Annotated in this window: 2 protein-coding genes and 1 pseudogene; all 3 read left to right on the plus strand. The window is 40.6% G+C overall.

Features of this window, described 5'->3' with window-relative positions:
* The coding region (locus BM146_RS17735; protein ID WP_177201731.1) for a tyrosine-type recombinase/integrase at positions 1-250 on the plus strand (250 nt) is incomplete at its 5' end.
* Between the two features lie 254 nt (positions 251-504).
* Positions 505-711, plus strand: a pseudogene (rhuM, locus tag BM146_RS17740) (RhuM family protein); the annotation flags it as partial.
* 84 nt (positions 712-795) lie between these two features.
* Positions 796-1,197, plus strand: coding sequence for a (deoxy)nucleoside triphosphate pyrophosphohydrolase (locus BM146_RS17745; protein WP_074891874.1), 402 nt, complete (start codon positions 796-798; stop codon positions 1,195-1,197).
* Positions 1,198-1,224: the final 27 nt, after the last annotated feature.

The raw sequence follows: 1,224 nt of genomic DNA on the forward strand, positions 1-1,224 counted from the left end.
AGATCTTCATGCACATCAATTCCGCCATGCACGTGCTTCACATTGGCTTGAGGAAGGAATGAATATAGTGGAAATATCCGTTTTGCTTGGTCATGAGCAGCTGGCAACAACAATGCGTTATCTGGACATCAGTACGGATGATCAGATAAAAGCAATGGCGACATTAGAAGATGAAAACGATTCCAGAGTAAGTGCCAAATGGAAAAACAACAATAACGGTAGTCTTAAGTCTTTGGTCGCCAGACAGTAATAATAAATCCGAACCTTTTCTGATTGGATAGATAGTACTACTGTACTCAAAATGAAAAGGTTCGGATTTTTCAAAGGTTCGGATAATAATAAAAATCAGAATCTTCCGATTTATATGATGCACAAGAACGGCAAGCGAATGGATGCCTGCGACCCTGCTCCAGCGACTAAGCTATAGAAAACTTGCAGGTTTCAGCTTCATGTTTTATCAACCACGAGTTAACTGGCAGTCAGTATGTATAGGGATATCATTTAATTAAATATCGTGTGAAATCTATCCGCGGAACTCAGTTCCGTATATGGACAAATTCTGTTTTAAAGGAATATATCATCAAAGGCTTTGCAATGGATGATGATAGGCTAAAGGGGAATGGCTGCGGAAACTACTGTAAAGAACTTCTGGATCGAATTAGGGACATCCGCTCATCTGAGAAGGTGCTATATCGTCAGGTTCTAACCATAGATGGAATCTAGCGACTCATATAGCGCTAGATTCCTTTTTTCTATATAATTGAATGAGTGATTATTTGGGAAAAAGAGGTATTTATGGACACTTCCAGAAAGACAATAAACGTAGTAGCTGCGCTGATCAGAGAAGGTAAAAGAGTCTTTGCCACAGCCAGAGGATATGGGAATTATAAAGGTTGGTGGGAATTCCCCGGAGGCAAAGTTGAGCCGGGAGAGAGCCCTGAAGATGCTTTGGTAAGAGAAATCAGGGAAGAACTTGATTCTGAGATTAGCATTGATGAGTACATAAGCACAATCGAATATGATTATCCGGAGTTTCATCTATCCATGCGGTGTTACTGGTGCAGTTTGATATCAGGAGATCTTGTGCTAAAAGAGGCTGAGGATGCTAAGTGGCTTGATTTTGATACCATTGATTCAGTTAAGTGGCTTCCGGCGGATATTACTTTGATAGATGAGATCAAGAAGAGGATGGCGTAAGCTTTGAGGTGAGCAATGGGAAATGAA

The organism is Butyrivibrio proteoclasticus (assembly GCF_900115735.1).
GTDB lineage: Bacteria > Bacillota > Clostridia > Lachnospirales > Lachnospiraceae > Butyrivibrio > Butyrivibrio proteoclasticus_B.

Coding starts and splice junctions, on each gene's coding strand:
- BM146_RS17745 (WP_074891874.1), top strand. CDS start 796: ATGGACACTTCCAGAAAGACAATAAACGTAGTAGCTGCGCTGATCAGA.